Below are 23,298 nucleotides of genomic sequence, written 5' to 3'. Positions count from 1 at the left end.
CAACCAAGGGTTTATTATTGTATGAATTGCACTCTTATTGGTATAGTTTTACTCAATTTTTATCAAGTGAAGATTGTGTTATGCGGAGCCGAACAGAGCGTTGATCTGATCTCCATACCGTTCAAAAATTTTGTGTCTTCTTACTTTAAGTGTTGGAGTCATTAAGGAATTTTCAATGGTGAAGCTCTCTGGAGCTATGATGAAACGCCTGACTTTCTCATGGGGCTGGACGCGACTGTTCACGGAGTCTACAACTTTTGCGAGTGACAGAGTCAGGGATGGGTTGTCGTGAACCTCCGAGAGCAGGGCAGCCAGATCGTTGGCTTCACCCCAGCGATCCAGAAAATCCTCGGAAGGAACAAGAATGGCAACAAGGTGTTTTTGCCTGTCTCCGAAAACAACAGCCTGCTGTATTGTTCCGCTTTTGGTCAGAAGCCCTTCTATACGGGCGGGCGCAACATTTTCGCCCCCCGAAAGAACGATGATGTCTTTCTTGCGATCTGTAATCCTGATGTGTCCGCGCTCGGTGATCACACCCACATCGCCAGTGTAAACCCAGCCGTCTTTCAACGTGCCTGCTGTTGCTTCTGGATTGTTCCAGTAACCGCTCATGACCAGATCACCGCTGATCAGGATTTCGCCATCTTCCGCAATGCGGACAGAGGTGTTGTCCAGCGGCGCGCCAACACATTCGGGGACTTCTATTCCGGGGCGGTTCACAGAAACAACAGGGCCTGTTTCGGTTTGTCCATAGCCCTGCAGGATCGGCAGGCCGAGAGCGAGGAGGTATTCACCAATTTCCGGATTGAGCGCCGCTCCGCCGGAGACCAGTGCCTTGAGGCGTCCGCCAAAGCGGGCGCGCACCTTTTTGCGGACAAGCTTGTCCAGTACAAGGTTTTGCAGTTTTTCCAAAGGGTTGAGGCTGCCCGGATGGCGCAGCTGTTTTGTCCCGAGTGAGACCGTTCTGGCCAGCAGTGCCTGTTGCAGACCACTTGCCGATTTCGCGCCCTGCGAAATCCTTTTGTAGATCGTTTCATAAAGACGGGGAACGGCGGTCATGATTGTGGGCCGGACTTCGGCCATGGCTGGCAGGAGTTTCTCAACCGATTCGGCGTAATAGATTTCTGCCCCGCAAAGAATCGGGTAGTAGAGGCCTGCGGAGTGCTCGTAGGCATGGGAGAGGGGCAGGAAGGAGAGAAAGACTTCCTGATCCAGTCCAAGGTCCAGAAGGATATCATGGGCTCCGATGCAGTTGTGCAGAATGGCGCGATGGCTGAGCATGACACCCTTGGGAGTGCCGCCTGTGCCGGAGGTGTAGATAATGCAGGCGATATCCTCCTTGCCGAGTTCGGCGATCCGGGCGTCTTCACCCGGGGGGAGGGACAGGCCCTCGGCCAGCACTGTGCTCCAGTCAAAGAGCGGCAGTGTGTCGGTGCTCTCTGCTGCGGAACTGTCAATCATGACAGCCCAGGCACAGTTCTGGCTGTCAGAGGCCGCAGGGCTGGCGCGTTCGAGCAGTCTGTCATTGGCACAGATGATCCCGATGGCTCCGGAATCCTGCATCAGGTGCCGGTGATCGTCTTCCGTGTGTGTCGTGTAGGCCGGAACGGTATAGGCTCCAGCCATCATGATACCCAGATCGGCAACGGCCCATTCTGTCCGGTTTTCTGCGACCAGAATGATGCGGTCCCCTTTTTGCACGCCTTTGCTGATCAGCCAGCGTGCGAGGGAACGGGCGTCTCTCTCGGCTTTTTCCCAGCTTGTTCCGTGCCACTCATCGGCTTTTTTCGGCTTTTGCCAGAACAGCGGTTTCCCGCCAAATCGCGCTGCCTGTTTCAGGAAGAGTTCCGGCAGGGTGTTGAACTGGCGAGCATTGAACAGGTCTTCCTGTTGCTGGTCACTCAGGCTTTTCAAATCTGCGGAAGGCTGACCGATCACTTCCTGTTGAAAGGCCGGAAAAGAAGAAGAGGCGTCCATTTTTATCCCTGTCGAAGAAACGTACTTTCAAAGCCGGTTCAGCATGTCACAAGTGCGAGGCGATTTCATGATAAAACAGTTTTGTGATAAAACGGTTTCAGAAGCGGAATGTCAGGCTTCGCCCTTTATCTTGTGATGGATAGGCTTATATTGAGTCTGAATATAAAGGCGTTGGACAATCGGGTTCAAGCGGCCAGCAAGACAAAGAGGACGATCATGAGCAATCCTGCCCACCCGGAAGCTGTACAGGACGAAAAACTGGGGCACTTGCCCGCATGGGATCTGACGGATCTCTACCCCGATCCGCAGTCGGATGCACTGGAGCAGGACCTGCAGGCGATTGAAAAAAAGGCCCGGGCTTTTCGGGAAAGCTATGCAGGCAGGCTTGCCGGGTTGTCCGGTGATGATCTGAAGGCGGCGCTGGACCGCTATGCAGACATGCAGGATCTGACAGGCAAGGTGATGAGCTATGCCTATCTGGTCTATGCCGGAGACATGAGCAGCCCGCAAAGTGGCCAGTTCATGCAGGCCATGCAGGAGCGCATCACCCGCCTTTCCGCCGAAGTGCTGTTCTTTGAACTGGAAATGAACAAGCTGGATGAGGATCATCTGCAGGGACTGATCCGTGAGACCGGCCTGGCTGTCTATGAGCCCTGGCTGCGTGATCTGCGTGCCCAGAGAGACCATCAGCTGGATGACGAAATGGAACGCCTGTTGCTGGACAAGTCTGTGTCCGGGCGTTCTGCATGGGTTCGTCTTTTTGATGAGACCATGGCCTCCCTGCGGTTCCCGTTTCAGGGGCAGGAGCTGGCCTCTGCCGAGCTGTTGAACAAGCTCACCAGCCGTGACGGAGCCGAGCGCAAGGAGGCAGCGCAGTCCTTTGGCAGGGTTCTGGGTCAGAACATCCGCCTCTTTGCCCACATCACCAATACGCTTGCCAAGGACAAGGAAACCGAAGACAGCTGGCGCAAGTTTTCCCGTCCGATTTCCGGACGCAATCTGGACAATGCTGTTGAGGACGAGGTTGTTGACGCACTGGTGTCCTCTGTTGTGGATTCCTATGAAAACCTGTCCCACCGCTACTACCGCCTGAAAGCGAAATGGTTCGGTGTTGAAAAACTGCCGTACTGGGATCGCAATGCGCCACTGCCCCAGGATGATGATTCGCTCATTGCCTGGGAGGATGCTGTTGATCTGATCCTCAAGGCCTACAGCGGGTTTTCTCCGGAACTGGGCGAGCTGGGCAAGCAGTTCTTCGACAATCCCTGGATTGATGCTCCCCTGCGGCCGGGCAAGGCACCGGGGGCCTTTGCTCATCCCACCGTTCCATCAGCACATCCCTATCTTCTGGTGAACTATCAGGGACGCACCCGCGATGTCATGACACTGGCCCATGAACTGGGGCACGGTGTGCACCAGCTGCTGTCCAGAGGACAGGGCCCCCTGATGGCAAGGGCGCCCCTGACGCTGGCGGAGACGGCTTCTGTCTTTGGAGAGATGCTCACATTCCGTGCCCTGCTGGATCGCGAGACAGATGTGTCAAAGCGCAGGATCATGCTGGCCTCCAAGGTTGAGGACATGCTCAACACAGTGGTACGCCAGATTTCCATGCACCAGTTTGAAGCACGGGTTCATGACGAGCGACGCAAGGGTGAACTGCTGCCGGAACGCCTCGGTGAAATCTGGATGGAGGAGCAGAAGGCTGCGCTGGGTCCGGTCTTTGAGTTCGAGGATGATTACCGGAACTACTGGTCCTACATTCCACACCTGATCCACGCGCCGTTCTACGTTTATGCCTATGCTTTTGGCGACTGTCTGGTGAACTCGCTCTATGCTGTTTACGAAGAAGCCGACGAAGGCTTTGCCGAGCGGTATCTGGAGATGCTGCAGGCTGGAGGCTCCAAACGTCACAAAGAGCTTCTGGCACCTTTCGGTCTGGATGCCTCGGACCCGGATTTCTGGAAGAAGGGTCTGTCCGTGATTTCGAAGTTCATTGATGAGCTGGAAGCCATGGAAGGCTGACGGCTTTTCCTTCTTTGTTCTTCAGACAAAAAAGAGGCCCCTGAAATGTCAGGGGCCTCAGTTGCATCAGGGGAAAGCGAGTAACAATCCCCGGATAAGCCTAGGAGTATGACTAGGCATGCAGATCCTGCTTGATGTGTGTTCCATCAGGTGCGACCTCTTCCTTGCCAAGCGGGCTGGCGGAAGGATCGGTTTTCAGGGATTTGTAGAGACCGCAGGCCATACCGATCAGGATAAAGGAGATCGGGAAGGCTGCTGCGATCGATGCTGTCTGCAGGGCACTCAGGCCGCCTGCCATCAGCAGGACAATCGCTGTGGCACCGATGCCGACACCCCAGATGATGCGGAACTTCTTCGGCGGGTTGTCGTCGCCCATGGACAGCATGGTGGTGATCACCAGCGTGCCGGAATCAGCAGAGGTGATGAACCAGGAAAAGAGCAGCAGGGTTGCCAGCGCGGACAGCGGCCAGCTTGTCCAGCTGAAATCACCCAGCCAGGATGTTGCACCCAGGTTGCCGATCGTCCCGTAGAGAGCCGCAGGCAAATCCCAGTTGCGCACCAGGTTGATGATCCCGGCACCCCCATCGCTTGCCGGTCCGGCAGCCATGGTCATTTCCTGCCAGATGGCGTTGCCGCCAAACATGCAGAGCCAGAAGAAACCGATCGCAGTCGGTACGAAAAGCACGCCAACCATGAACTCGCGGATTGTGCGGCCACGTGAAATGCGAGCAATGAACATGCCGACCATTGGTGCCCAGGCAATCCACCAGCCCCAGTAGAAGATGGTCCAGCCACCCTGCCAGGCGACGTTTTCCTCGTTGCTGGCGGTCCAGAAACCCATCGGAATCACGTTCCAGAGGTAGTCCCCCATGGTGGTGACGTAGAAGCCGAGCAGCCACTGCAGCGGACCGATAACAACGAAGGCCAGCAACAGGAGGATCGACAGCCAGATGTTCCATTCGGAAAGCATGCGGATCCCCTTGCCCACACCGGACACGGTCGAGATGGTGGCAATGGCTGTGACGATTGTGATCAGAATGATCTTGGATGTCAGTGTCGGTTCAATGCCGAAGAGCACGTTCATGCCGGTGGAAATCTGGCTGGAGCCGAGACCGAGCGATGTTGCAATGCCGAAAACGGAACCGAAGACAGCCAGCAGGTCGATGCAGTGTCCCAGAGGACCGTAGATGCGATCACCAATGAGCGGATAGAACGCAGAGCGCAGTGTCAGTGGCAGCTTTTTGCGGAATCCGAAGTAGGCCAGAGACAGTCCAACGATCACATAGAGCGCCCAGCCGTGGAAGCCCCAGTGGAAATAGGTCACGCGCATGGCATCAACAGCACGCTGAATGTCCATTTCTGCATGTCCGTTCAGATCGGCGTGCGGATTGTTCGGATAGCCGAAGGCCCCGGAATTGTCGAAGTAGAAAATGGGCTCGGCCACGCCGAAAAAGAGGATGCCAATCCCGATCCCGGCGGAGAAAAGCATGGCAAACCAGCTGAAATTGCTGAATTCGGGGCGTGAATCATCATCGCCCAGACGCAGGTTTCCGAATTTCGAGAACATCAGGAAAAAACAGAAGAGCATAACGCCCGAAAGCATGGAAATATAATACCAGCTCAGCCCGCTTTCGATCCAGCTGCGAACGGATTTGTACAGATTGCCGGCAAATTCGACATTGAGAATGGTAAAGATCACAAAGGCCGCAATCATGGCCTTGGATGCAATGCCCATCCCCGGGTGAAGCCCGGTAAAGAAGCCGGACTTGGCCAGCAGATGTTCATTATGATGTTTCTGAGACATAAAACCTCCCTTGGTTGGTGGCTTCCACTTTTGTGAAAAACCTTGTCCTGCCCGTTTTTTATTCGGGCAGATATTTTTCTGACCAGCGTTCTCCGGCTGTTCCGTCTGAGATCATTTGGTCGATTTTTTCATCGCTGTATCCCAGATCTGTCAGAATTTTACGGGTGTGTTTCCCGTATTTTGGCATGGGGCCGGGGATGGTGATCCGGCCTGATTGTGTTCGCACTGCATTGGGGGCAACCAGATCACACCAGCGCCCCATGGGGTGCTGGTCGTGACGCACCGCCCTGAAGGTTGCGCGGGTGATATCGATATTGCCCTTGCTTTCAAGCTGCAGGGAGGCATCCCTTGTCTGGTGGAGCGAGGCCAGGGGCACAACAGTGCTTGATCCTTCCCTAAAGACAGAGCGCCAGTGCGAAAGAGGTCTGGTTTTGAAGCGCTCTGACAGGGCTGCGTGCAGCTGTTCTTCCGGCAGTTTTGCCAGATCGGACAGTTCTGCAACGGACTTGAGGGCCTTGCCCTTGTCTGTGGGGGCTGCAAAGAAAAACCAGGCGTCAGAGGCTTCGTAACAGTGATAGAAGGGCCCCCAGCCGAGCGCTTCACGGCCCGATGGCTCGTCAAAGGGAGCGCGACCATCGTAGTCGTACATGAACTGGGCCTGAATGAGGTTCCCGGCTCCGGCGAGGGAGGCGCGAGCGATGCCGCCTTTTCCGGTTCTGTCCAGACGCTGCAGGGCGCCGCCGAGGGCGACACAGGCACAGAAGCCGGTCAGGACGTCGATGGTGCCGAAGTGCGCGTGCTCTTCCGGTGTTTCCATACCTCCGCCAAAGCGGACCATGACCCCGGTTGCTGCCTGGGCGAGATCGTCATAGCCAAGATGATCGGATTTCGGCCCGCGTTTTGGGCCGCCAAAGGCATCAAGCTGCACAAGGATCAGGCGGGGGTTGATGGCTTCCAGCCTTTCGGGTGAAAGTCCCAGTTTGTCGCGCTGCTCGTCTGTGCCGTTCATGGTGACCACATCGGCCTTGGCGATCAGCTTTTGTAATGCGGCCTGTCCGTCTTCCGTGCGGAGGTTGAGCAAAATGCTTTCCTTGCCGCGCTGAGCCTGAATACCGAAGACAACAGTGTTCCAGGGATCAACAGACGGTTCGACCGGCTGGACCAGCGTAATCTCTGCACCATAGCGGGCGAGGGTCGAGCCAATGGTCGGACCTGCAATCACGTTGGTCAGGTCCAGAACCTTCAGGCCGTCCAGCCAGCCCTTTCCGGCAGACTCCTTGCCGGATTGCGTGCGTGGTGTTTCCGAGAGCACTGTGTCCAGATCAGCCGGGGCAACAGTGGCCTTTGTTGTGGCGTGATCATCGCCGGAAAGCCAGGCGACGTTGCCCATCTGGCGCATGGTGCCGCGGCGGGCATCCACAACGTTCAGAACAAGTCCGCAGGCAAGGGCGTGCGGATCAGACAGCCATTCCTTCGTAAAGCGTTGCGCAGTTGCCGGAGCCTTGGCTGTGCCGAACAGCTCTTCCCATTCGCTGGAAGGTTTTGTCAGGAAGGCTTTTTTCATGGCTGTTGAAACGCGCTCGCGATCGGATGGTCCGACCGGATAGTTGCGCATGGACCATTCCGCAGGCCAGTCTCCGGTGTCCAGATAGGCCGAGAAATCGGGCAGTTCGTCTGCCAGTTCCTTCAGGCTCAGCGTTTCCAGTACGCGTCGCGGGTGTGTGGCCACAGACCCGCTGACAACATAGAAGCCGCGTCCATCGGCGCAGGTGTAGGTGCGATAGAAAGGGTCGAGGAATTCTGACAGTTCCCCGAATTTCAGGTTCATTGGCAGCCCTGCTGCGGCACGGCGGTCTAGCTCGACTTCGCGCGGGGATTTGTAGCGCTCCGGATAGTCCTCAATCTGTTCGCAGTTGTAGACCAGACCTTCCAGCAGGGCAGAGGCCAGTGGAACTTCAATGTAGTCGCCTCCGTTGTCGGCTCTGGCCTGCAGGGCAAAGAGGACGGCCATTGCCCCAAAGCTGGACCCATAGGCAGACGCCAGTGTCAGCGGCGTGAAGGAGGGGTTGATGCCCATCAGGCGGCGGTTCAGCCCCATGTCTGTGAACTGGCCGGTATAGGCTGCAATCACGGCTTCCCAGGCGGGGAGGTCGGCCAGCTCCGGATCGGTCGAGGCAAAGCCGGGCAGGGCAAGATAGACCAACTGGTCATTGACAGCACGCAGTTCGTCCGGCCCCAGTCCCAGGCGTTTCATGACACCGGGGCGGAAGTTTTCGATGACAACATCCGAGCGCCTGGCCAGTTCCAGCACGCTCTGGCGTCCTGATTCGGACTTCAGGTCAAGAGTCAGGGCCTTTTTTCCACGGGAAAGCATGTCAAAGGCCGGATCATCAAAAGCCGGACCTTCCGGCGGATCAATACGGATAACCTCGGCGCCCATGTCGGCCAGCATCATGCCGACCAGTGGACCAGCCAGATAGTGCCCAAAATCCAGAACACGGATATGGGAAAGGGGACGTTCAGCCATCTCTCATCCTGCCAGAATAGTTTTTCTTGTTTTAAAGTTTCGTGACAATAGCACCGCTTGCTGGTGCTATTAACTGGACAAGATTCTATTATCCTCATAACATTTTGTTATGAATGGACAGAAAACACCCATTGCCGGATCCCTGAACAGTCTGCTTGTGATGGAAGCTGCTGTGCGCTGCAGTTCCTTCTCTGTGGCGGCGAGAGAGCTTAATCTCAGCCAGCCAGCGGTCTCCCGTCATATCACGACGCTGGAGGAACGACTGGGCTGTGCCCTTTTCATCAGGGATCACAACAAGATCGTTCCGACAGAACATGGTATGCGTTTAGCTGATGCTGTTTCTCTCGGGTTCGGCCATGTGACCGCTGTATGGCGGGATATTCTGACAACAGCTGACTTCAGCAATGTCGTGCTTGCCTCGAGTTACGGTTTTGCCGATCAGTGGCTGATGCCCCGGTTTTCACGCCTGCAAAAGGCGATGGGCGGGGCGCAGGTGCGGGTGGTGACCTCAGACAGAATGGAAGATATCGATTATTCCCGGCTGGATGCTGCTGTGGTGTGGGATCTGTCCCGCGTGCCGGACCGTCCGATGATCCCCCTGGTGCCGGACGAAACCTTCCCTGTGTGCAATCCGGAGTTCCTGATCAAGTGGCAGGACAGAGGGCTGGCTGATCCCCGGACGGGCTTTCTTGATCTTTCAAGATTACCGCCGGAATTCTTCCTGCATGTGGCGGTCTATTCCTCGGGACTTTCAAGCTGGCAGAGCTGGTTTGCCAAGTCGGGCCTTTCGGTGCCGGATTTCGGGCAGCCTCCGATCTATGATGCCTACCGCTTTATGATGCGTGCAGCGCTGGACGGGGAAGGCGTGGCGCTGGGCTGGCTGGGCCTGATTGATGAAGAACTTGCCGAAGGTCGCCTTGTGCGTGTGGGGCCAAGCGTGTCCAACCGGGAAATTTCCTATTATCTTCAGCACCGGCATCTGACAGAGGAAGCCGTCGCGCTGAGACGACTGGTCCGCTGGTTCCGCGAGGAAGTCGAGCAGGTCTACGGAGTGAAGTGAGGCGGGTATGGTTCTTTGTCATGGTACAATATTCTGATTGCCACCCGTTCAAACCCGCGTTATGCCTAGGCTCTATTGTACAGATATGCGGTGGAGAATTGGTGTTATGACAGGTGGGACAGCGCAGTGTCGCGATTGGGTCAGGCAGGCGATGGGCAAGATCGAGGCGGATTTCAACCGCTCCTCCGACACCCATCTGATCAAGCTGGATTTGCCTGTTTGTCACGGTGTTCAGCTTTATCTGAAAGATGAGTCCACGCACCCGTCCGGCAGTTTGAAACACCGTCTGGCACGCTCGTTGTTCCTTTATGGCCTGAGCAACGGATGGATTACAAAGGGGACGACCATCATTGAGTCCTCTTCCGGTTCCACCGCGATTTCCGAAGCCTATTTTGCCCGCCTGCTGGGATTGCCTTTCATCGCTGTTGTGCCCAGGACCACAGCACCGGAAAAGCTGGCCAAAATCGAGTTTTATGGCGGGAAGTGCCATCTGGTTGACGGCCCGAAAATCTATGAGGAATCAGAACGCCTGGCACGTGAGCTCAACGGTCATTACATGGATCAGTTCACCTTTGCCGAGCGCGCGACGGACTGGCGCGGCAACAACAACATTGCTGATTCCATTTTCAGCCAGATGCAGCATGAACCCCATGCCATCCCGCGCTGGATTGTCGTGGGTGCCGGTACGGGCGGGACCTCTGCCACCATCGGGCGCTATCTGCGCTACCACACGGCTTGTGGGGCCTCCTCACAGCTTTGCGTGGTTGATCCGGAAAATTCGGTTTTCGCGCCGTTTCACGAAACACGGGACCGGACCCTGACATCGGACAGGGGCTCGCGGATCGAGGGGATCGGGCGTCCGCGTGTCGAGCCATCCTTCATTCCCGATGTGGTCGATCGCATGATCCGCGTTCCCGATGCGGCGTCCTTTGCTGCGGCACACCTGCTGGAGGATTTGCTGGGGCGCAAGTGTGGACCGTCTACGGGCACGAACCTTGTCGGTGTGTTTCAGCTCATGTCCGACATGCGGGCCGCAGGGGAAGAGGGCTCCATCGTTTCCCTGATCTGTGATCCCGGCGAGCGCTATCTGGACAGTTGCTACAGTGCGGACTGGCTCAAGGCACAGGGGCTGGATGTTGCTGGCTGGCGCAGCAGACTGGATGTCTTCCTCAAAAGCGGCGAGTGGGCGGAATGACAACAGATCCGGTTTACAAAGCCTCCTGCCACTGCGGGGCCGTTGAGCTGGAGCTGACTTTGCCGGATGGAATTGTGGATCCGAGACGCTGTGACTGTTCCATGTGCCGCAGGCGTGGCGCCATTGCTGCGACTGCGACACTGGAGCAGCTGAAAGTGGTGAAGGGGCAGGAGCATCTGCGCCTCTATCAGTTCAACACCAACACGGCGAAGCACTATTTCTGTTCGATCTGTGGCATATACACACATCATCAACGGCGTTCCAACCCGCAGGAATACGGATACAATGTCGCCTGTCTGGAGGGAGTGAACCCCTTTGATCTGGGCGAGATCGAGGTTGTGGACGGGATCAATCATCCCTCTGACCGGTAACATTTTCTTGCGTTGCCAAAAATAGTCTTCTGCCGATCTGTCTTTGCCACAAAGGCGTACTATATCTGTGGTAATATTCTTCACAGTTCTGAAAAAGACAGCAGGCTTCCATGAGTGATCAAAACAGTAACTCCCCTTCCCCGGATGATCTTTACGAGGATGATCCGGATCATCGCGATATTGATGACAATCGCGCCAATGTCGGAGGGCGTCTCAAGCGCTTTGCAAAGGTCGGGGTTTCTGTCGGCGGTCTGGCCGCGCAGGTCGCCGGGAACCGTGTCTTCGGGATGTCTCTGGACAGGGACAAGCACTCTTCGGAACTCAAGGCTGCACTGGGTGGTTTGAAGGGGCCGCTGATGAAGGCCGCACAGATACTGGCGACCATCCCTGATGCCCTGCCCAAGGAGTATGCGGAGGAACTGCGACAGCTTCAGTCCAATGCACCGTCGATGGGCTGGCTGTTCGTCAAGCGCCGCATGCGGAGCGAGCTGGGTATGGGCTGGCAGAAGCGTTACGAAAATTTCGAGCATGAGGCCTGTGCCGCTGCTTCTCTGGGGCAGGTTCATCGTGGTCTGTTGCCGGACGGTCAGAAGGTCGCCTGCAAACTGCAGTATCCGGACATGCTCTCGGCTGTGGAAGCCGATCTCCAGCAGCTCAAGCTGATCTTTGCAATTTACAAACGCTATGATTCCGCAATTGATCCCGGCGATGTGCACAGGGAACTGTCGGACCGCCTGCGGGAAGAACTGGATTACGGCCGCGAAGCGCAGCACATGCGTCTTTATGATGAAATGCTGAAAGCTGAAGCGCACATTCACGTGCCCAGCCCTGTCGATGAACTGACAACAGAGCGCCTGCTCACCATGACCTGGCAGGAGGGCAATCCCCTGCTGGATGAAGCCAGACGTCTGGAGGATGACCTGGAAGCCCGCAACCGGATTGCCCTGAACATGTTCCGGGCGTGGTATGTCCCGTTTTACAGCTTTGGTGTCATCCATGGCGACCCGCATCTGGGGAACTATTCCATCCGTCCCGACGGGGATGTGAACCTGCTTGATTTCGGGTGTATTCGTGTTTTCCCGGCCCGTTTTGTCCGGGGTGTGATCAATCTCTATTTTTCGCTGGAGCGCGGGGATGACGAACTGGCGGCCTCGGCCTATGAGGATCTGGGCTTCGAGAACCTCAACCGCGAGATGATGGAAACGCTCGGGATCTGGGCGAAGTTCCTCTATGGCCCCATTCTGGCAGAGGGGGTGCGCCCGATCATCGACAGTGAAAAGGGCGGCATCTACGGTGCCGAGGTGGCAAACAAGGTGCATCAGGAACTCAAGCGGATCGGCGGGGTAAAGCCCCCGCGGGAGTTTGTTCTGATGGATCGCGCGGCTGTCGGGCTGGGGTCTGTTTTCATGCACCTGAAAGCAGAGATTGACTGGCACGCGCTTTTCCATGAGCTGATCCGGGACTTTGACGCAGAGAAACTGCATCAGCAACAGTCTGCGGCCCTGAAAGCAGTCGGTCTGAAACCGCTGGAAGCCGAGCACTAGAACAGAAACTGTTTTCCGTCCGGGGAGCAGCGTACCCTGGTCTTTGCCCCGTTTCTCTCTGTTGTGTTCACCGAGGCTTGATACGGGGTGATTGGCAGCCTTTCACCTTTTCCCCCATTCTTGTGTCATCGCATTCCGACAGCCCTCTGGAGGATTTGAACATGCTGCCTTCTCCTCTCTTGCGCCTGATAGCACTGTTACTTGTCTGGTTTTCTGTCAGCGGTTTCAGCACCGGAGCACGACTTCTGGCTCCTGATGCCGATCTCTGGACGCGGTGGGAGGCCCATGACCCTGCAAGCCAGCAGAGTCTGGATCATTCCCCGTGGCAGTCCTTTCTGGATCGCTATCGTCAGGACGGGACTGGCGATGATGCGGTCCGTGTTGCCTATGACCGGGTTGATGAGGACGGACGGGCTCTGCTCGAAAGCTATCTGGCCAGTCTGTCGGCTGTTTCTGTCAGTACCCTGAACAGGGCGGAGCAGTTTGCCTACTGGGTGAACCTCTACAATGCACTGACGGTGAGGGTCGTGCTGGAGGCCTATCCGGTGGACAGCATCAGGGATATCGATATCTCTCCCGGCTTTTTCGCCTCCGGGCCCTGGGGGGCAAAGCTGATCGCGGTTGAGGGCGAGGAGTTGACCCTGAATGATATCGAGCACCGTATCCTGCGCCCGATCTGGCAGGATCCGCGCGTCCACTATGTTGTGAACTGTGCTTCGATCGGTTGTCCGGATCTGCCGGAACAGGCCTTGAGTGCACAGAATGCCGAAGCCGTGATGCAACAGGCTGCCAGAAGCTATATCAACTCAAGCCGCGGTGTACGGATCAGGGGTGAAAAAGTCACTGTCTCCAGCATCTATGACTGGTTTTATGATGATTTCGGGGTACGTGACAGGGACGTCTTCAATCACCTGCTGGATTTTGCAGAACCGGAACTGAGGAAAAATCTGGAAGCCATCGGCGAGATTTCAGGAACGGACTATGACTGGTCCCTGAATGATGCCTCGTAGGCGAGGCTCAATTCTGTAAAAAAGCCCCGGTTCCTTGTTTCGGGAGACCGGGGCTTTTCATTTCTTGGGCTGATCTTATTTGCAGTGCGCATCCACCAGACGCTGCACCATGGGTGCATAGTGACTGAAAGGCGGCGTTTCCATATCCGCTTTCTTGCCGGCTTCATCCAGATAGCGCACCTTGATGATGGCTTTCAAGTTCGGATTTTTCTCGAACGCAGCCACTTCATCTGCGTTCATCGGTCCGCCCTGAAGGTTCAGGGAGTGCACAGAGGCTTCCGACAAGCGGTTGAAGTATTCCGGCTTGGTTGCGCAGAGATAGCGCTTGGCTTCAACATGATAGCGTACGCAATCCGTGACAACACTTGGCAGAAAGCGTTCCAGAATTTCTGCGCCGGCATCTTCATGGTGGCGGTCTTCGGTGTCATCCATGGTGAACATGCCGAATTCGCTGGTGAAGTGCCCGATGTCGTGGAGCAGGGCGGCGACGATGATTTCCTCATCCTGTCCGCCGTCCTCTGCCAGCTTGGCGCCCTGCAACATGTGCTCTGCCATTGTGACCGGTTCACCCAGATATTCCTCGCCGCCGCGGCGTTCAAAGATATCCTGCAAAAAAGGCACAATGTTTTTTGTGGTCAACTCATCATAACGGGCCATTATTCTGCGGCCTCTTTTGTTGTGTTCTGGCTCAGGACGGAGAGTTTGGACAGCAGGCTGTCCTTGTCGGCATAGCATCCCTGCAGCCAGCGGTTTCCTGATCCGCTGTACCCCTTGCGGGCATGAAGAACACGTGTGTTGTCAACGATGAAGCTTTCGCCCGGTGACAGCTTGAAGGTCACTTCCATGTCCGTGTCGTCAATGATTTCACCCAGACGGCGATAGGCTGCGTAGTAGTCTTCCATTGCATCGAAAGGCACATCGACGAAAGGTGCTGCGGAACGGTTGTTGAAGCGTACGCCTTTCAACTGGCCTTCCGGTGTCAGTTCGATCATGGGGCGGCAGGAAAAGAGATGAACATCGTCTGTGCCCTGATAGTCAAAGCGGGCAGAGTGTTTGCTGAGCAGTTCGAAACCGCGCGGGTTTTCCTCGCGCAGGCGCTCCACGGCACGGAAGCCGTCGACGACCATGTTCTCGCCGCCTTCAGCAGAGTTCTCCAGACAGTAGAGAACCTGAAGTGTAGGAACAGGATCGCGGTAGGGATTGTCAGTGTGGGCCTGCAGCCCCAGTCCTGTAAAGGCGAGGTTGTTCGGATTGACCTCGGTGCGCACCTCAAAGAAGGGGCCGTAGTTGGTTTCGCGGATATAGCCGAAGAAATCAACCAGGGAGGTCAGAGCACCACTGTGGACCGGGCCATCTGTGATCTTCGCAAAGCCGTAGCGGTTTACAGCTGCCAGCCAGTCGCGTTTGACCTGGTCATTGCTGGCGATCTCCTTGAAGGAGAATACGGGAGCAGGCAGGGCGCTGTCCCAGCTTTCGATCCCGTTTTCCAGCCAGCCGCTGGTGCCTGGCAGGGGCTTGTCATAGCGGAACTGCAGCAGCCATTCTGCAGGGAAGGATACGGTTTTGCCTTCCGGTGCGAAGCTGACCTGCAGGTTGCCGTCTGTGATCTCGGCGGCAGAAAGATGTGTGTCTGCAGGGATGTCACCCAGAGTGATCAGGCGCTGGCCGTTGCCGGCTGCCTTGGTTTCCGGGTCCAGCGCGTTGTCGCGCAGCCAGATGGCGTGAAAACGGCTTTCCGAGCCGTCAGCAAAGACAACAGTCAGGTAGCGACCGTTGTCGTGAAGCGTGGTTGTCTTGAGCATGGTAATAGTCCCGACTTTGTGGTTTTTCTCCGGAGCCATGATCGCTGTTGTCGTGTGATCCTGTATCCTGTTGTTGCTCATTATCGACAATCAGGATATTAAAACAACGATGCCATTTTCCATACTGAGGGTCGATTTTTTTTATGGCTGATCTTCGTGCTCAAAAACTGCCACATCTTGAGTGGCTCAGGGTTTTCGAGGCTGCGGCACGCCTCAGGAGCTTCACGGCTGCTGCGGATGAGCTGGCCATCACCCAGGCCTCTGTCAGCCAGCAGATGAAAAGTCTGGAGGGCAGGCTGGGGCGTCCCCTGTTTGTACGCAAGGCACGCGGGATTGAGCTGACCCTGGAGGGCGAAAGCTATCTTCCCCATGTCCAGCGATCCCTGTCAGCCCTGCAAAGGAGCACGGCGGATCTTTTCGGTCAGTCCATGCAGGAGTTGAGGCTGGCTGCCGTCAGTTCCCATGTGAACCTGCTGGTGACACACAAGCTGCCGCTGTTTCATGCGCGCTATCCCTCTGTCAGGGTGCTGACAAACACAATTCCCCGGCGATCAGAGTATGATCAGGATCAGACAGCCCTGCAGCTGCGATACGGATCGGGGCGCTGGCCGGGCCGGATCTCCAAGCTGTTGCACAGGGAAGTGCTGGTTCCTCTCTGCGCGCCGGAACTGGCTGACAGGGGTGTGCAGGGAAACCTTGCCATCGAGCTGCGGTCCCAGCGGCTGGGCTGGCATGACTGGGCCATGGAAACCGGGCAGGAGCTTCCCGACTTCGCACTGGGGAGTTATGACACCATGGAGCATGCGCTCCATGCTGCTGTTTATGGTCAGGGCGTTGTGCTGGGGTCGATTGCACAGGCCGAATATCTTCTGGAACGGGGCTTGCTGGTCCGGCTTGATGAGCCGGAGCTGAAAACGCCGGACGGATACTGGCTGACCTGGCCGGAAGACTTTGCAAAGACAGATAAAATGCGCAAACTGGTCTCTGACCTCAGGGAGGTTTTGCGCAATCCGGATGACAGAAAGGACAGGGGGCCGTCATGACCATTCAACGAATCAGATCGGGCGGGATTTACGAAGACAGAATTGGCTATTGTCGCGCTGTCGTGGCTGGCGGCTTTGTCCATGTCTCCGGCACCACAGCGCAGGGGACGGACATTCCGGAGGATGTTGTCGGGCAGTGCCGTTCCGCCCTGCAGGCAATTGAGCAGGCGCTGAAGGAAGCGGGCACAGATTTCGCATCGGTTGTGCGCGTCACCTATATGCTGCCGGACAAAAACGATTTCGAGGCCTGTTGGCCTGTGCTGGCAAAAACCTTCGGAGCCAATCCACCAGCAGCGACAATGATCGAATGCGATCTGATTGACCCGCGCTATCGCATTGAAATCGAAGTGACTGCTCTGGCTTAAGTCTGCGCGAGTGTGTATATGAGACTGGTTTGCAGTTCTGTTAGGGGCTGCCGGTTCCGGGCGCATTCTGCAGGTTGAAAGATGGCAACAGAAGACGAAAATTCCATGATTGTGAACGGACCGGTCGGGCTGTTTGTTCGCTTTGCCCTGCCGTCTACACTTGGCATGCTTGCCATTTCCTCTGCCAGCATCATTGATGGAATCTTTGTGGGGAACTATGTCGGAGCGGATGCTCTGGCTGCTCTCAGTCTGACCGCGCCGTTTTTTGGTCTGGTTTTTGGTGTGCTGATCATGCTGGCTGTCGGTTCGGCTGTCATTGCCGGGCAGCATGTCGGTGAGGGAAGGCAGGACAGTGCCAATGATGTCTTCAGTCAGGCGCTTGTTTTTGTGCTGATGCTTTTTGCTCTGCTCGCCTGTGTCCTGTTGCTGTTTCCCGAGCAGGTTGTCCGTCTGTTCGGTGCCAGAGGGGGCTTGCTAGATCTGAGCGCCGAGTATGTCTGGGTGCTGGGCTGGTTCCTGCCGGTGCTGGCTGTTGATCTGCTTTTGAGCCATTTCCTGCGTGTGGATGGAAGGCCGGGACTTGTGCTGGCCGGAATGATGATCCCTGCCGTCGGCAATGTTGCTCTCGACTATATTCTTATTGCCTGGTTTGAGCTGGGTGTTACGGGGGCTGCTCTGGCAACGGGACTGTCCTACGTTTTCGGGCTGCTGATTATGCTGTCCCATTTCCTGTCAGCGCGTGCCCGATTGCGTTTTGTCAGACCGTCAGGATCGTTCCGCAGTCTTGTTCAGGCTTCACGCAACGGTTTTTCAGAGTTTCTCAATGAAAGCTCGGGCGGTTTGATTGTCTTTCTTTTCAACTGGATCCTGATTGTTTCAATCGGAACCGAAGGCGTTGCGGCCTTTACGATTGTCAATTACATGCTCTTTCTGGGCGTTTTGCTGTTCTACGGGGTGAGCGAGGGCGTCGTCCCGCTGATCAGTGTGAACCACGGAGCCGGGAAGTTTGTGCGAACACGGTCCTTTTTGAACTGTGCCATTGTCTTCAATCTGGCTTGCGGGATGCTTCTGGCTGCCATTCTCTTTCTGTGGCCGCGTGAACTCATATCACTCTTTCTGGAAAGGGAAGAGACAGAGGGCGTTGTGGAACTGGCTGTCGAGTTTACCAGAGTTGTCTGGTTCCTGTTCCTGCTCAACGGGATTTCCATTGCTGTGTCTGCCTACTTTACAGGGACCGGACAGGCCGGGAAATCAGCACTGATTGCCTTTGCCAGAGCTCTTTTCCTGCCGGTTGCCCTTATCGCCCTGTTCTGGCAGATCTGGGGCTATATGGGAGCTTTTTATGCTCTGCCGCTTGCAGAGTTCGCCACGCTTCTTCTCTGTTTCGTCCTGCTGCGCAAAAAATCGCGCAGCTTGCTGGGGGCAGAGCTGTAAAGGGCTTCAGTAGTGTGGTGGCTTCTGGTTTGCTGCCGGACCGTCACCCTGCTCCAGATCGCTGATCTGGTCGATCATCTTGTTGATCTGTGCCTTGTAGAGACCAAGCGTGTCCCACTGCTTTGTGACCATGGCGTTGAGATCGTCAATCTCCCGCTGCTGTTCGGCAACGGTCATTTCCAGAGCGTCCAGACGGGCCTGAAGTTCTTCTTCTCTTGTGCTCATGCTGAACTCCTGAAACGGGAAAGGGGAGCGGACAGTCCGCTCCCCTGCACATAGGCCTTTCAGCCTGTGGCGTCAACAGCCAGGCGCAAAGGGAGAGCTGCTCAGTTTCGCCCGGCCATGACCCCACCATCGACATCCTGAATGGATCCTGTGATCCAGCCGGCCTGATCGGACAGCAGGAAGGCGATGGCCTGTGCAACGTCACCGGCGGTTCCGACGCGGCCAATTGGATGAAAGCCGTTGAAGCTGTCGAGCGTGCCGGAAAGCTCTTCCTTCGGGATGAAGGCTTCATAGATCGGAGTACGAACCACGGCAGGAGATACGGCATTCACACGGATGTTGCTGTCTGCCAGCTCCATGGCCATGTGCTGTGTCAGCGCGTGGAGACCGGCCTTAGCCATGGAGTAGGCCGAAGAAGGCGTTGCCTTGATGGCCTGTTTGGCCCACATGGAGCCGATATTGACCACAGCGCCCCCGCCGTTTGCCTGCATGGATCTTGTCGCGGCCTGCGTGATGCGGAAGGTCGCCTTGTTGAGTTCCATGTAGATGTCATAGTCTGCTTCCGTGTGATCCAGGAAGGCTTTCGGATTGAAGTATCCGGCCGCATTTACCAGATAGGCTATGGGGGTCGGAGACTGTTCCACTTTGCTGACAAGGTCTGTGACGGAGGCCGGTTCGTAGAGATCGGTCTGGATGCCGGTTGCGGTGCCAAGTGCAGAGAGTTCGGCAACGGCATGGTTCAGCTTTTCGGCACGTTTGCCGACGAGTATGACCGGAACTCCCCTCTGAACGAGGAGGCGTGCGGTTTCAAGACCCATGCCGCTGGTGCCGCCGATAATGAGGGCGGAACCCTTGTGGGAAAAGGATTGTGTATCTGTCATGATCTGGCTCCTTGGTGTGATAGACTTGATGAGCCAAAGATCGGGGCTTTCGGGGCGCCGGAAAAGTAAGCACAATTTGGTGCCCTGGGCACAAAACGGGATATCTTTATGGAAACAAAGGAAAAAATTTTTGAACGGAAGCTGCCACCTGGAGATTCAGCCCGGATGGTTGAGACAATTTACGGCTGCAAGTGGTCCCTGACGGTCTATCAGTTGCTGGCACACGGCATCAATCGCCCGGGGGAAATGGTTCGCTCTGTGGATGGTCTGAGCACCAAGGTCCTGAACGACTGCCTGCGCCGCAATGTTGACTTCGGTATTCTTGACAAGCAGGTCTATCCCGAAGTGCCTCCGCGCGTGGAATATTCTGTCACAGCCTTTGGCGAGAAATTCATGACTGTGCTGGAACAGCTGGAAGAGCTTCAGAAGGAGTTGCAAGAACCTAGGGATTTATAAGCTCGAGGCTGATCCGGGGAGGGGCTTGTTGAATGGCTCTTCTTTCAGAGCGATCGCTTCGTCGGATGCCTTGCTCCGGCTGGTTCGCTTTTAAAGCCCGGGTGTCGGGCAGCAAAAAAGCCGCAGCAGGTTGCAGCGGCTTTTTTGCTGTGAAGCAGGGATCAACCCTTGTTCGCGCGCATTTCGCGTTCTTCGTCGATGACGTTCTGGGGGAACTGGCTCATGAAACAGCAGCAAACACCTTCATCAATCATCGTGCGTGGGCCATTGGGGTGCGCAATGTGCTTGTACACTCCGTGGCTGTGGCCGTGATGGTGGTGGTGATGTCCGTGATCGTGCCCGTGGTCATGATGATGATGGCCGTGATCATGATCATGGTCGTGGTCGTGTGAATGTCCACCGCCGGCTTCTTCGTCGAGCGGATCCTTGAATTCCGCATGGTGGTGATGGATTTCGACTTCCCCACGCTCCAGTCGTTCCTTGAAGGAACCCATGAGATCAGCACTGTCCTGCAGTTTTCCGGATTTGGCTTCTTCAATTCTTTCCACGAAGGTATCAATGACGTGGGCCTGATCCTTCAGGTATCCGGCTTTGTAAAACTGTACTTCAGGAGCTGTTTGCGCAACGCGATCCACATAGCCGTTGATCCGGTCGATCAGGCGGCCTGTGAACAGAAAATAGGGGGCTACGACAACTTTTTTGAAGCCCAGTTTTATGGACATTTCCAGGCCACGGCCGACAGAGGGGAAGGTCACTCCGGAATAGACTGTTTCGGACCAGCCAAAGCCGAGATTTTCACTGACAATGCGCGTCAGTTTTGCAGCTTCCGCATTGGCCAGTGTGTCGGATGTTCCGCGTCCCACGACAACAAGCATTGTATCGTAAAGCTCGCCATCATGAACATGATCCTTGCCGATGGCTTCGAGGATACGCGCCTCGAAAGCTGCGATCATTTGCGGGTGCAATCCCAGTTCCCGACCATACCGGATGGTCAGACCGGGGTGTTTTTCCTGATAGGTGCTCAGAACCGAAGGAATGTCATTCTTGGCGTGTGTCGCCGCGAAAAGCATTCCGGGAACGGCAATAATTTCGGTGACACCCTTCTCGACCAGAGCGTTCAGTCCCATGTGGATGTTGGGCGCTGAATATTCCAGGAAGCCGAATTCTACGGGAATGTCCGGATAGCGTTCACGAATGCCTTTCGCAAGAAGAGAGAACTCTTCCTCAGCGGATTTCGCACGGCTACCATGGCCACAAATCATAATACCAAGTTTTGACATTTTGTTGTCTTTTCCTCGTCCAGTTGCGGCCAGAGCCGGTTCGATGATTGACAGGTTTCATTTCCTTGTGCATCTCCCGCCATAGTGCGCCTGTGCGAAAAATACATCAGGGTAATACGGTCATTCCTGTCAGAAGGACCACGATCACATGCAGGTAAAAACAGGAAATGATCGCTTGTTCATGCTCAGTCAGATCAAAGCGTGTCATTCAAAAATTCTTGAAACAAAATTAGGTATAAAAATCAAGCAAATGAATTGATTCCAGCCCCTGATCCTGCAATGAGGCAGGGGCATGTACCCCGGGAGCCCGCCCGGGGGGCTCTCTACAGTTTTGAAATTGTTGGGATAGTTGTTGAAGCAGAGACAAAGACCGGTGATTTTGGTCCTTTGGGTTCGACTCCGCTTTGTATGTCTGCCGGATCTCAAGGTTCTTGTGAGGACTGGACGGCTGCAAAGGATGACAGCAAAAAGGGTGGGCATCAATTGTCGTGATCGCTTTGAGCGAGATGGCAGAGAGCCGCTTACTGTTTTGGACGGGATCGCAGTCCAAAGCCATGAAAACATGATGCCGGACTGGAAGGGCGGTGTCGGCAAGTTTTCTGCAGGCAGCAAAAAAGCCGCAGCGGGTTGCAGCGGCTTTTTTGTCCCGAAAACGGGAGACGTCGGCAGACGCCGTCGTGAAACGCGATCTGGCTCTTAGTAGCCTTCGCGATCCATGCGCTTGCGCAGAACCTTGCGGTAACGACGTACTGCTTCGGCACCTTCACGCTTTTTGCGCTCGGACGGCTTCTCAAAGTGACGGCGCAGCTTCATTTCACGGAAGACGCCTTCACGCTGAAGTTTCTTTTTCAGCGCGCGGAGAGCCTGATCGACGTTGTTGTCACGAACGTGTACCTGCACGGACATCAACTCCTTTCAAGTGCCAGACCCCTGTTCTGCTGCTGATGCAACAGTGCATGAGGAAAGGCGGGGTAAGATAAATCGCGGGAAGAATTCCCGACGACAAGGGTTCTTCCGCAAACGGAGTCTGCGGAAAGTGGAGAGTCTCTATCACAACGGGATGTCTTTGTGAAGGGCTTGTGCCCTTTATTTTTCAATCCTGTGACAGGACATACACTATCTAGTGGTTTCTCTAGTCAAAAGGCGGATTTAGGGGCAGAAGAGCTGCCTCAAATTGCATTCCGGGAGAAGGGTTGTGCCCCTGCCCGGGGATGGGGGAGATGGGGCAGGGGCACGGATGGTCGCGGCGTCTTTGGCAGTTAAGCGCAAGGAAAGCTGGCTTGCTTATCCGCGACCATGGGGGAGGTCAAAGTCAATCTCGGGACCTTTGGGGATGACCAGTGTTGGGTTGATCGTATCGTGGCTGCCGTAATAGTGCGCCTTGATATGATAGTGGTGCACGGTCCGGGCAACATGCGGCATCTGATACAGCTCCCGTGTGTAGCCCCAGAGGCTGGGATAATCCTGAATTCGTTTATTGTTACATTTGAAATGTCCTACGTATACAGGATCAAAACGGATCAGCGTTGTGAAAAGGCGCCAGTCGGCCTCGGTCAGGCGGTTACCCAGCAGATAGCGGTTTTGTTCGAGGCGCTTTTCTGTCCGCTCCAGGGCGGCAAAGAGCTGATCGAAAGCCTCTTCATAAGCGTTCTGTGTTGTTGCAAAGCCTGTCTTGTAAACACCGTTGTTTATGTTGTGGTAAATGTCCTCGTTCACAGCATCAATCTCTTCGCGCAGTTCTTCCGGGTACATGTCCGGCAGCTCGTTTGTGGCAAGATCATCAAAGGCAGAGTTCAGCATGCGGATGATTTCCGAGGACTCGTTGCTGACCGGGCGGTCCTGTTTCCTGTCCCAGAGCAGGGGAACTGTCACGCGACCGGAATAATCCGGAAGACTGTGTGTGTAGAGCTGGTGCAGGAAGCTGTAACCGTGAAGGTGATCTTCTGTTGCCGGCTGTGCGTGCGGATCGGAGGGTTCGGGATGAAACTCCCAGCCGTTTTCCCGCATGCGCCAGTGAACAGCCGAGACGGAAATCACCTCTTCAAGACCTTTGAGGGCACGGAAAATCAGGGTGCGGTGCGCCCAGGGACAGGCGTTGCAGACATAGAGGTGATAGCGTCCGGCCTCGGCCTTGAATCCGGTTTCACCAGTCGGCCCCGCAGAGCCATCGCGCGTGACCCAGTTGCGCAGCTTGGCGTCCTGTCGCTGAAAGTGGCCACCTGTGCTTTCGGTGTCATACCACTGATCTTTCCATTCACCATTTACGAGCAAGCCCATTGGTCTTTCTCCTGTTTTCTCTGTT

20 protein-coding genes are annotated in these 23,298 nt (G+C 55.8%); 10 read left to right on the top strand and 10 right to left on the bottom strand.

What is annotated here, in order from left to right; genetic code table 11:
- Positions 1 to 78: 78 nt before the first annotated feature.
- Complete coding sequence (locus tag AAAH10_RS07430) at positions 79 to 1,977, bottom strand: AMP-dependent synthetase/ligase (protein ID WP_343562122.1); 1,899 nt, start codon at positions 1,975 to 1,977, stop codon at positions 79 to 81.
- Between the two features lie 216 nt (positions 1,978 to 2,193).
- On the opposite strand from AAAH10_RS07430, the gene AAAH10_RS07425 reads away from it, so the two are divergent.
- Positions 2,194 to 3,999 (top strand): M3 family oligoendopeptidase, encoded by a 1,806-nt coding sequence (locus AAAH10_RS07425; RefSeq protein WP_343562120.1) that lies wholly within the window; start codon positions 2,194 to 2,196, stop codon positions 3,997 to 3,999.
- 112 nt (positions 4,000 to 4,111) lie between these two features.
- On the opposite strand, the gene AAAH10_RS07420 is transcribed toward AAAH10_RS07425, so the two are convergent.
- Both AAAH10_RS07420 and AAAH10_RS07415 read right to left on the bottom strand, forming a co-directional pair.
- A complete protein-coding gene (locus tag AAAH10_RS07420; protein ID WP_343562118.1) occupies positions 4,112 to 5,803 on the bottom strand; it encodes a BCCT family transporter in 1,692 nt (563 codons plus the stop codon).
- Positions 5,804 to 5,861: 58 nt separating this feature from the next.
- Complete coding sequence (locus AAAH10_RS07415) at positions 5,862 to 8,330, bottom strand: CoA transferase (RefSeq protein ID WP_343562116.1); 2,469 nt, start codon at positions 8,328 to 8,330, stop codon at positions 5,862 to 5,864.
- 109 nt (positions 8,331 to 8,439) lie between these two features.
- Here AAAH10_RS07415 and AAAH10_RS07410 point away from each other — a divergent pair, with 109 nt between their 5' ends.
- The 5 genes from AAAH10_RS07410 (at position 8,440) to AAAH10_RS07390 (ending at position 13,510) form a co-directional block, all read left to right on the top strand.
- The gene (locus AAAH10_RS07410) at positions 8,440 to 9,390 is read left to right on the top strand and encodes a LysR family transcriptional regulator (RefSeq protein WP_343562114.1); all 951 of its coding nucleotides are present in this window, start codon (positions 8,440 to 8,442) and stop codon (positions 9,388 to 9,390) included.
- Between the two features lie 106 nt (positions 9,391 to 9,496).
- Positions 9,497 to 10,585 (top strand): PLP-dependent cysteine synthase family protein, encoded by a 1,089-nt coding sequence (locus AAAH10_RS07405; protein WP_343562112.1) that lies wholly within the window; start codon positions 9,497 to 9,499, stop codon positions 10,583 to 10,585.
- Positions 10,582 to 10,956, top strand: a complete 375-nt coding sequence (locus AAAH10_RS07400) for a GFA family protein (protein WP_343562110.1) — start codon at positions 10,582 to 10,584, stop codon at positions 10,954 to 10,956. Before AAAH10_RS07405 ends, AAAH10_RS07400 begins: the two co-directional genes overlap by 4 nt.
- A 110-nt stretch (positions 10,957 to 11,066) precedes the next feature.
- A complete protein-coding gene (locus AAAH10_RS07395) occupies positions 11,067 to 12,500 on the top strand; it encodes an ABC1 kinase family protein (RefSeq protein WP_343562108.1) in 1,434 nt (477 codons plus the stop codon).
- A 161-nt stretch (positions 12,501 to 12,661) separates the two neighbouring features.
- Positions 12,662 to 13,510 (top strand): DUF547 domain-containing protein, encoded by an 849-nt coding sequence (locus AAAH10_RS07390; protein ID WP_343562105.1) that lies wholly within the window; start codon positions 12,662 to 12,664, stop codon positions 13,508 to 13,510.
- Between the two features lie 75 nt (positions 13,511 to 13,585).
- On the opposite strand, the gene tmpB is transcribed toward AAAH10_RS07390, so the two are convergent.
- Positions 13,586 to 14,167, bottom strand: a complete 582-nt coding sequence (gene tmpB / locus AAAH10_RS07385) for a (R)-1-hydroxy-2-trimethylaminoethylphosphonate oxygenase (RefSeq protein WP_343562103.1) — start codon at positions 14,165 to 14,167, stop codon at positions 13,586 to 13,588.
- The gene (gene tmpA, locus AAAH10_RS07380) at positions 14,167 to 15,393 is read right to left on the bottom strand and encodes a 2-trimethylaminoethylphosphonate dioxygenase (RefSeq protein ID WP_343562101.1); all 1,227 of its coding nucleotides are present in this window, start codon (positions 15,391 to 15,393) and stop codon (positions 14,167 to 14,169) included. Before tmpA ends, tmpB begins: the two co-directional genes overlap by 1 nt.
- Positions 15,394 to 15,455: 62 nt before the next feature.
- On the opposite strand from tmpA, the gene AAAH10_RS07375 reads away from it, so the two are divergent.
- From AAAH10_RS07375 to AAAH10_RS07365, 3 genes are all read left to right on the top strand, one after another.
- Positions 15,456 to 16,355: a LysR family transcriptional regulator gene (locus tag AAAH10_RS07375; RefSeq protein ID WP_343562099.1), complete on the top strand. Its 900-nt coding sequence runs from the start codon at positions 15,456 to 15,458 to the stop codon at positions 16,353 to 16,355.
- Positions 16,352 to 16,720, top strand: coding sequence for a RidA family protein (locus AAAH10_RS07370; RefSeq protein ID WP_343562097.1), 369 nt, complete (start codon positions 16,352 to 16,354; stop codon positions 16,718 to 16,720). The genes AAAH10_RS07375 and AAAH10_RS07370 overlap by 4 nt, the downstream gene beginning before the upstream one ends.
- 81 nt (positions 16,721 to 16,801) lie before the next feature.
- The gene (locus tag AAAH10_RS07365; RefSeq protein WP_343562095.1) at positions 16,802 to 18,154 is read left to right on the top strand and encodes an MATE family efflux transporter; all 1,353 of its coding nucleotides are present in this window, start codon (positions 16,802 to 16,804) and stop codon (positions 18,152 to 18,154) included.
- 6 nt (positions 18,155 to 18,160) lie between these two features.
- Here the strand turns inward: AAAH10_RS07365 and AAAH10_RS07360 are convergent, their stop codons facing one another.
- Positions 18,161 to 18,379, bottom strand: a complete 219-nt coding sequence (locus tag AAAH10_RS07360) for a SlyX family protein (protein ID WP_343562093.1) — start codon at positions 18,377 to 18,379, stop codon at positions 18,161 to 18,163.
- A 101-nt stretch (positions 18,380 to 18,480) separates the two neighbouring features.
- Complete coding sequence (locus tag AAAH10_RS07355; RefSeq protein ID WP_343562091.1) at positions 18,481 to 19,260, bottom strand: SDR family NAD(P)-dependent oxidoreductase; 780 nt, start codon at positions 19,258 to 19,260, stop codon at positions 18,481 to 18,483.
- 165 nt (positions 19,261 to 19,425) lie between these two features.
- Here AAAH10_RS07355 and AAAH10_RS07350 point away from each other — a divergent pair, with 165 nt between their 5' ends.
- Positions 19,426 to 19,716: a winged helix-turn-helix transcriptional regulator gene (locus AAAH10_RS07350; protein ID WP_343562089.1), complete on the top strand. Its 291-nt coding sequence runs from the start codon at positions 19,426 to 19,428 to the stop codon at positions 19,714 to 19,716.
- A gap of 161 nt (positions 19,717 to 19,877) precedes the next feature.
- Here AAAH10_RS07350 and AAAH10_RS07345 read toward each other — a convergent pair whose 3' ends face one another.
- The 3 genes from AAAH10_RS07345 to AAAH10_RS07335 form a co-directional block, all read right to left on the bottom strand.
- The gene (locus AAAH10_RS07345) at positions 19,878 to 20,996 is read right to left on the bottom strand and encodes a sirohydrochlorin chelatase (RefSeq protein WP_343562087.1); all 1,119 of its coding nucleotides are present in this window, start codon (positions 20,994 to 20,996) and stop codon (positions 19,878 to 19,880) included.
- Positions 20,997 to 21,692: 696 nt separating this feature from the next.
- Positions 21,693 to 21,896 (bottom strand): 30S ribosomal protein S21, encoded by a 204-nt coding sequence (gene rpsU, locus AAAH10_RS07340; RefSeq protein WP_343562085.1) that lies wholly within the window; start codon positions 21,894 to 21,896, stop codon positions 21,693 to 21,695.
- Between the two features lie 384 nt (positions 21,897 to 22,280).
- Positions 22,281 to 23,273 (bottom strand): glutathione S-transferase family protein, encoded by a 993-nt coding sequence (locus AAAH10_RS07335; protein WP_343562083.1) that lies wholly within the window; start codon positions 23,271 to 23,273, stop codon positions 22,281 to 22,283.
- Positions 23,274 to 23,298: the final 25 nt, after the last annotated feature.

It is taken from the genome of Carbonatibacter coralli, from assembly GCF_039592655.1.
In the GTDB taxonomy this organism is placed as follows: domain Bacteria; phylum Pseudomonadota; class Alphaproteobacteria; order Kiloniellales; family Kiloniellaceae; genus Carbonatibacter; species Carbonatibacter coralli.
The sequence above is the reverse complement of the archived record's forward strand: the minus strand, read 5'-3'. Positions and strand labels throughout refer to the sequence as shown.